Below are 7123 nucleotides of genomic sequence, written 5' to 3'. Positions count from 1 at the left end.
TATAAATATTATTAATGCATAAGGCGCCTTGCTACGATCGCGCCACCGGATCACCGGACATTCAGCGACCCCTTACCCAGGAGCCCTTATGTCCGGCGCCGACACCGTTCACCGCAATCATCTCGACGCACTGTTCCGCACCCACTACCGCTGGCTGTGCACTTACCTGCGCCGCCAACTGCACGACGCCGAAAGCGCGGAAGACATCGCTGCCGAAACCTTCGCGCAGTTGCTTCAGTCACCCAGTGTCACGGCGATCCGTGAACCCCGCGCCATGCTCACCACAATTGCCCAACGCCTGCTCTATCAGCGCTGGCGCCGGGCGGATCTGGAGCGCCGGCATGCGCAGCAGATCGACGTCGATGTCGCCACTTCGCCTGAAGAACTCGCCCAACTGAGCCAGACCCTCAAACGCCTCGACCGCAGCCTGCAACGTCTGCCCGGCAAGGTCCGTTCGACCTTCCTGCTGGCGCGGATCGATGGCCTGACTTACCCGCAAATCGCCGCCGAACTGGGCATTTCCCAGCGTTCGGTCAGCGCTTACATGAGCCGTTCCCAGGCCCTGTGCGACCGCCACAGCGCCAACCAAATCCTGACAGACAAGAGGTCCGCATGAGATCGATCAAAACCCTGCTCGGCCGTTCGCTGCTGGCGCTGAGCCTGAGCGTCGGCGCTGTTTCGGCGGCGGAGAAAACAGCGCCAATCCACTTCGGTGACATCACTTGGGAAAGCGGCAGTTTCATCACCGAAGTGCTGCGCCTGATCGTCGAAAAAGGTTACGGCTATCCCACCGATACGCTGCCGGGCAGCACCGTCAGTCTGGAAGCGGCGCTGGCGAAAAACGACATTCAAGTGATCGGCGAGGAATGGGCCGGGCGCAGTCCGGCATGGGTCAAGGCCGCCAATGAAGGCAAGGTGTTCGGCCTGGGCGATACGGTCAAGGGCGCTACCGAGGGCTGGTGGGTGCCGGAATACGTGATCAAGGGCGACCCCGAGCGCGGCATCAAACCATTGGCCCCGGAACTGAAATCGGTGGCCGACCTGCCGCGCTACAAGGACGTATTCCGCGACCCGGAAGACCCGAGCCGTGGGCGTTTCCTCAACAGCCCGACCGGCTGGACCTCGGAGATCGTCAACAGCCAGAAGCTCAAGGCCTATGCGCTGACCGACAGCTACGTCAACTTCCGCACCGGCTCCGGCGCGGCGCTGGATGCCGAGGTGGCGTCGTCGATCAAACGCGGCAAACCGGTGCTGTTCTACTACTGGTCGCCGACACCGCTGCTCGGGCGCTTCAAACTGGTGAAGCTCGAAGAGCCGCCGTTCGATGCCGAAGCCTGGAAGACTCTGGCCGATGCCAATAATCCGAATCCCAAGGGCACCCGCTCGATGCCGGCCAGCCTGGCGATAGGCGTGTCGGCGCCGTTCAAGGCGCAATATCCAGAGCTGGTGACGTTCTTCGAGAAAGTCGATTTGCCGATTGATCTACTGAACCAGACGCTGGCCGGAATGAGCGAAAAACGCCAGCCACCACGGCAGGTTGCCGAAGCGTTTTTGCGCGATCAGCCGCAGGTGTGGAAGGCGTGGGTGCCGGGGGAGGTGGCGAGCAAGGTGACGGCGGGGCTTTGAGTTTCTGCCGGTTGATCTGTGTTGTTTGAACTGACGCCTTCGCGAGCAGGCTCGCTCCCACACTGGATTTTTGACGTGCACAAAACCCCTGTGGGAGCGAGCCTGCTCGCGAATGATCTGCAGACTTACGCCGCTTCCGCGGCCAATGCCGCCGCCACGGTCGGCCGCTGCTCTATTCGCGCCTGAAACCGCGCCAGCGCCGGCCACTGCGCCAAATCAATGTCAAACAACCCGGCCCAGCGCAACACCACAAACAGCAGCGCATCCGCCACGCTGAAACCACTCGGCAGCAAATAATCCTGCTGCTTCAGCGTCGTCACCAACACCGCAAAACGCCTGAACAACTTCTCCTTGATCACTTCGGCCGGCAGGCGCTCATCGAACAGCGCGCCGAGGCCACCGTGAATCTCGCTCGCAATGAAATTCAGCCACTCCTGCAAACGCAGGCGTTCGAAACTGCCGGGTGCCGGCGCCAATCCTGACTGTGGTTGCAGATCCGCCAGATATTGCAGGATCACCGGACCTTCGGTGAGCACCGCGCCGTTGTCCAGTTGCAGGGCCGCGACATAGCCCTTGGGGTTGATCGCCAGGAAGTCTTCACCGCTGGCGGTGCGCTTGCTGCGGTTGTCGACGCGGATCAGCACGAAGGGCAGCTTCAGTTCGCGCAGCACAATGTGCGGCGCCAGCGAACAGGCTTGCGGGGCGTAATACAGCTTCATCGGCAGCTCTCTGGTGAGGATTTGGCGCCAGTGTCATAGTGCGCCGCCCCCTCGGTAAAATTAATCTTTCAGAAAGCAGCCATAAGGACAGCTACTGCCATGATGAACCTGATGCATTGGCGGCTGGTGGTCGCCGTCGCCGATCACGGCAACATCACCCGCGCGGCCGAGCGGGTCGGCATGACCCAGTCCGGGGCGAGCCAGGCCCTGGCGCTGATGGAAGAAACCCTCGGCGTGCAACTGTTCAGCCGCGAGAGCCGCCAGACGCTGCCCACCGCCATCGGCTTGCCGGTGATCGAGCAGGCGCGGCTGATGCTCGGTGCGCTCGAGACCATTCGCCAGACGGTCGACAGCGTGCGCCCGATGCTGCGCGGGACGATTCGACTGGCGAGTTTTCCGATGGTGCTGGCGAGTTTTCTGCCGCCGCTGCTGCGCCAGTTCAATCGCTTGTATCCGGGCATCGAAGTCGTGGCGTTGGAGGTCAGCGACGACGAGGTGGAAACCCTGCTCGCGGCCGGTCTGGTGGATGTCGGCGTGGTACTTAACCCGAGCCCTGAGCGCAACGCCGGGCCGTTGGGCCGTGACGAGTGGGTGGCGGTCGTGCCGGCGGGGCATCCGCTGGCGCTGCGAGGCAGTGAGCAGGGTGTCAGCCTGCATGAACTGACGGCGCTGCCCTTTGTGCTGGCCACCGGCGGTTGCTCGACCAACGCCCGCAGCCTCGCCGCCGAAGCTGGATTGCAGTTGCAGGATGTGCGGGTCGAGGTGCGCGAATGGAGCAGCGCCTTCACATTGGTGCGAGAAAACCTCGGCGTCACGCTGGTGCCGGAAATGACCTTGCCGGCCGATCGCCAGGGATTGCGAATGCTGGCATTGACGCCACGAATCGAGCGGGTGTTTTCGCTGGTGCTGCCAGCGGGGCAGACGCCATCAGCGGCGGTGCAGGCCTTGCTGGATCTGCTGGCGGAAACGGCAGTCGCGAGCGCTCGCTGAACCGTTTCTTGTGCAAAAAGTGCCAGATACTGGCCGACTAGTGGCCTTGCGCAAGGCTTCGCGCTGGCTATGCTGAGCTGTAACTAACTATGTCGACCGTCATCCGTTAGCCGTGATTTCAACGCTGCCAGAGTGCGCATTCAAAGGCACCGGACACTGAACCAACAAGGAGCCTGTTTTACATGGAAGTTCTTCTGCACGTTAGGGCTGGCCCGCTCGCGGGCTATCAAGAGAAGGATGTCTTGATTAGAGCGTCGCTGCATGGACTCTTTGATTAAACGTCATTTATCACCTGACAACTTCCTCCTGTGGAGGAATGCGTGTGCCTGTTCTGTGGAACGTAGTGGTGGATTCTGAAAGACCTGAACTTTCATCAAATCAAAAGACCGCGCGGAAGGTGATACAACCATGTTCAACCTACATCACAAGGCTGACCTGCAGCAGATCGAGCGTTTCAGCTGCGCCTTGACCGAAGCCAACGCCAAGCTGGAGGCGATCAGCCGTTCGATGGCGATGATCGAATTCACGCCCGAAGGCATTGTTCTGGATGCCAACGAAAACTTCTGCAAGACCATGGGCTACAGCGCCGAGGAAGTGCGCGGCAAACATCACCGGGTGTTTTGCGAAGAAGCGTTCTACCGCAGCGAGGAATACGCCAGATTGTGGCGCGACCTGGCCCGGGGTGAACCGATCAGCGGCACGTTTCTGCGCTTGAACAAGTCCGGCAAGGAGATCTGGCTCGAAGCCAGCTACATGCCGGTTTATGGTCCGGACAAACAAGTCAAAAGTGTGATCAAAGTGGCGTCGGACATCACCGCCCGGGTCAACAAAGAGCACGAAGAAGAAAGCATGCTGGCGGCAATCAGCCGTTCGATGGCGGTGATCGAGTTCACGCCCGAAGGCAACGTGATTACCGCCAACGACAACTTTCTGAAGACCATGCAGTACTCGCTGAACGAAATCGTCGGTCATCACCACAGCATGTTCTGTCACCGTTCCGAATCCGAATCGGCGCAGTACAAGGCGTTCTGGGCGTCCCTCAATCGCGGCGAATATCACTCGCACCGTTTCGAGCGTAAGAACAAGTCCGGGCAGATGGTTTATCTCGAAGCCTCGTACAACCCGCTGTTCGACACCAAGGGTCGTTTGTACAAGGTGGTGAAGTTCGCCAGCGACATCACCAGCCAAATGACCACATTGCAAAACGCCGCGGAATCGGCCCACAGCACCTCGGTCCAAAACGACGCCTGTGCGCAAAAAGGCTCACAGGTCGTGCAGCAAACGGTGCAGATCATTCAGGACATTTCCCGCGACCTCAACGAAGCGGCGCTGAGCATCGATGCGGTCAGCAAGCAGTCGGACATCATCGGCACCATCGTCCAGACCATCCGCGGGATCGCCGACCAGACTAACCTGCTGGCGCTCAACGCCGCCATCGAAGCGGCCCGGGCCGGTGAGCACGGGCGCGGGTTTGCCGTGGTGGCGGACGAGGTGCGCAGTCTTGCGGCGCGTACCAGTCAGGCGACGCTTGAGATTGTCGAAGTGGTGCGCAAAAACCATGACCTGTCGCTGAGTGCGGTGTCGAGCATGCAGTCGAGTCTGAGCCGCACCGGGCTGGGTGTGGAGCTGGCGAACGAGGCGGGAGAGGTAATTCTGGAAATTCAGCAGGGATCGCGTCACGTGGTGGATGCGATCGGGCAGTTCAATGCGACGTTGCAACTGAACTAGCATCTACACCAAACCCCTGTAGGAGCTGCGGCACGCTGCGATCTTTTGATGTTGTTTTTTAAGATCAAAAGATCGCAGCGTTCCGCAGCTCCTACAGGGGTTTGCAGTCAAAGCGCTGCGAGAAACTTGTCCGCCAGTTTGTCGCTGTCCTTGACGTCATTGACGTTCTCTTTGTCCGCCTGCGCCAGTTTCATTTTGTCCTGCAAGCGCTCGGCGATCTCCTTGCCAATGGCCAGTTGTTTCTCCGGCGGCATGGCTTTGATGTCGTCTTCGGTGATGCCCATGCTCTGAAGGATACTGTCGCGCAGACGCTGTTCCGGCGACTTGCTCATGTAGTCCTTGAACGCGTCGGTGGCTGAGGTGCCGGTGGTGCTGCCGGCAGCCGTGGCATCAGTGGTTTGCAGACCGACGCGAGTCTTGGCGAAGGCCTCGTCGACGTTATCGCTGATGCGCGCAGCGGCGGCCACTTGCTGAGTGGCGATCTGCGTGGCCGAATCCTCTACCTTTGAGGTTGCATCGGTGGCTTGCGACTGAGCCTGATTTTGCAGCGATTGCAGCATGGCGCCGTGCAGGCCGCTTTGCAGACCGGCAGCGGCGGTCGTGGTCGCGTCATCCACTGGCCGCTTGGGCAAGTGAACGAGTTGCTGCTGTTTGGCACTGACCAACATCATGATGAAGACCTATGGATAATGGCTGACGGGCCTGACGCAGCAATTACCGTGCCTTTGCGAAGAACCACGAGATTTCAACGAGTTACGTGACTTGTGCGCCGAGCAAAGCGGTCATCCCTTGCCGTCAGGCGGCAGAGGATGACCGCGGGGCGGTCAGCGATGGGCAATGTTTTCCAGTGCCAGATTGCGCGTGCGCGGGCCGAACCAGCCGATGGTCAGCATCACGATCAGCATGCTGCTGACGATGAATGCCAGCACCCCGGGCGTGCCGAAGTGGTCGAGGAACAGCCCGATCAACAGGCTGCTGAACACCGTCGACAAACGGCTGAACGAATAGCAGAAACCCACCGCTCGGGCGCGGATGTTGGTCGGGAACAATTCGCTCTGGTACGAGTGATAACTGAAGCTCAGCCAGGCGTTGCAGAAGGTGATCATCACCCCGCAAAAGATCAGGCCGAAGGCGCTGGTCTGCAGCGCGAACAAGGTGCCGAACGTCATGGCGCCGAGGGCCGAGCCGACGATCTGCCATTTGTTCTCGAAACGGTTGGCAAACTTGACGAACAGCAGCGGCCCGAGCGGGTAGGCGAGGGTGATGATGAACGCGTACATCAGGCTGTGGGTGACGCTGACGCCCTGGCCGGAAAGCAGCGCCGGCAGCCAGTTGCCGAAACCGAAGAACCCGATCGCCTGGAACACGTGAAACACGATCAACATCAACGCCCGACGGCGATACGGTGGCTGCCAGATATCGGCGAAGCGGCCCTTGCCCTCGACATCCACAGGCACCGCTTCCGGGGCGTCCAGCTGTTGGCGGTGATCCTTCTCGCAGCGTGCCTCGATGTCGTCGAGAATCCGGTTCGCCTCATCGAACCGCCCATGCTGCGCCAGCCAGCGCGGCGACTCCGGCAGGCGCTTGCGCAGCCACCAGATGAACAGCGCAAACACCGCGCTCGCCAGCACCACCCAACGCCAGCCGGACACACCGAACGGCGCCTGCGGCACCAGCCACCACGACATCAGCGCCACCGCCGGCACCGACAGAAACTGCACGAAAAACGCGAAGGCAAACGCCGAACTGCGCATGCGTTTGGGCACCAGTTCCGAGAGGTAGGCGTCGATAGTTACCAGCTCGATGCCCAAGCCAATCCCCACCAGAAAACGCATGCAGATGATTCCCAGTGCCGAGCTTTGAATGCCCATCAGCACCGTGGCAACCGTGTACCAGACCAGCGCAAAGGTGAAGATCGCGCGACGGCCGAATCGATCGGCCAGCGGGCTGAGCAGGCTGGCGCCGAGGAACAGGCCGAGGAAGGTCGCCGAAGCGAACGCCGCCTGATCGGAGAAACCGAATACGCCCTGATTGCCGGTGGCGAAGATCCCGTCGCGGAT

7 protein-coding genes and 1 pseudogene are annotated in these 7123 nt (G+C 60.7%); 5 read left to right on the top strand and 3 right to left on the bottom strand.

The window, feature by feature from the left end; all coding sequences use genetic code 11:
- Positions 1-88: 88 nt before the first annotated feature.
- Both DBR18_RS03590 and DBR18_RS03585 read left to right on the top strand, forming a co-directional pair.
- A complete protein-coding gene (locus tag DBR18_RS03590) occupies positions 89-616 on the top strand; it encodes a sigma-70 family RNA polymerase sigma factor (protein ID WP_108589283.1) in 528 nt (175 codons plus the stop codon).
- On the top strand, positions 613-1626 hold the full coding sequence (locus DBR18_RS03585) for an ABC transporter substrate-binding protein (RefSeq protein WP_108589282.1): 1014 nt from the start codon (positions 613-615) through the stop codon (positions 1624-1626). Before DBR18_RS03590 ends, DBR18_RS03585 begins: the two co-directional genes overlap by 4 nt.
- Positions 1627-1751: 125 nt before the next feature.
- Here the strand turns inward: DBR18_RS03585 and gstA are convergent, their stop codons facing one another.
- Positions 1752-2345, bottom strand: coding sequence for a glutathione transferase GstA (gstA, locus tag DBR18_RS03580; RefSeq protein WP_108589281.1), 594 nt, complete (start codon positions 2343-2345; stop codon positions 1752-1754).
- 99 nt (positions 2346-2444) lie between these two features.
- Here gstA and DBR18_RS03575 point away from each other — a divergent pair, with 99 nt between their 5' ends.
- The 3 genes and pseudogenes from DBR18_RS03575 (at position 2445) to DBR18_RS30195 (ending at position 5063) form a co-directional block, all read left to right on the top strand.
- Positions 2445-3335 carry a LysR family transcriptional regulator gene (locus DBR18_RS03575; protein ID WP_108589280.1) on the top strand — a complete coding sequence of 297 codons (891 nt, stop codon included), beginning with the start codon at positions 2445-2447 and terminating at the stop codon, positions 3333-3335.
- A gap of 408 nt (positions 3336-3743) precedes the next feature.
- Positions 3744-4520 (top strand): annotated as a pseudogene (locus DBR18_RS30200) (PAS domain-containing protein); the annotation flags it as partial.
- A gap of 3 nt (positions 4521-4523) precedes the next feature.
- Complete coding sequence (locus DBR18_RS30195; protein ID WP_256214240.1) at positions 4524-5063, top strand: methyl-accepting chemotaxis protein; 540 nt, start codon at positions 4524-4526, stop codon at positions 5061-5063.
- Positions 5064-5170: 107 nt separating this feature from the next.
- Here the strand turns inward: DBR18_RS30195 and DBR18_RS03565 are convergent, their stop codons facing one another.
- Together DBR18_RS03565 and DBR18_RS03560 are read right to left on the bottom strand one after the other, a co-directional pair.
- The gene (locus DBR18_RS03565; protein WP_108589285.1) at positions 5171-5731 is read right to left on the bottom strand and encodes a hypothetical protein; all 561 of its coding nucleotides are present in this window, start codon (positions 5729-5731) and stop codon (positions 5171-5173) included.
- Between the two features lie 156 nt (positions 5732-5887).
- A partial coding sequence (locus DBR18_RS03560; protein ID WP_108589284.1) for an MFS transporter occupies positions 5888-7123 on the bottom strand: 1236 nt, incomplete at its 5' end.

Origin of the sequence: Pseudomonas sp. HMWF021, assembly GCF_003061005.1 — a bacterium.
Classification (GTDB): Bacteria; Pseudomonadota; Gammaproteobacteria; order Pseudomonadales; family Pseudomonadaceae; genus Aquipseudomonas.
The sequence above is the reverse complement of the archived record's forward strand: the minus strand, read 5'-3'. Positions and strand labels throughout refer to the sequence as shown.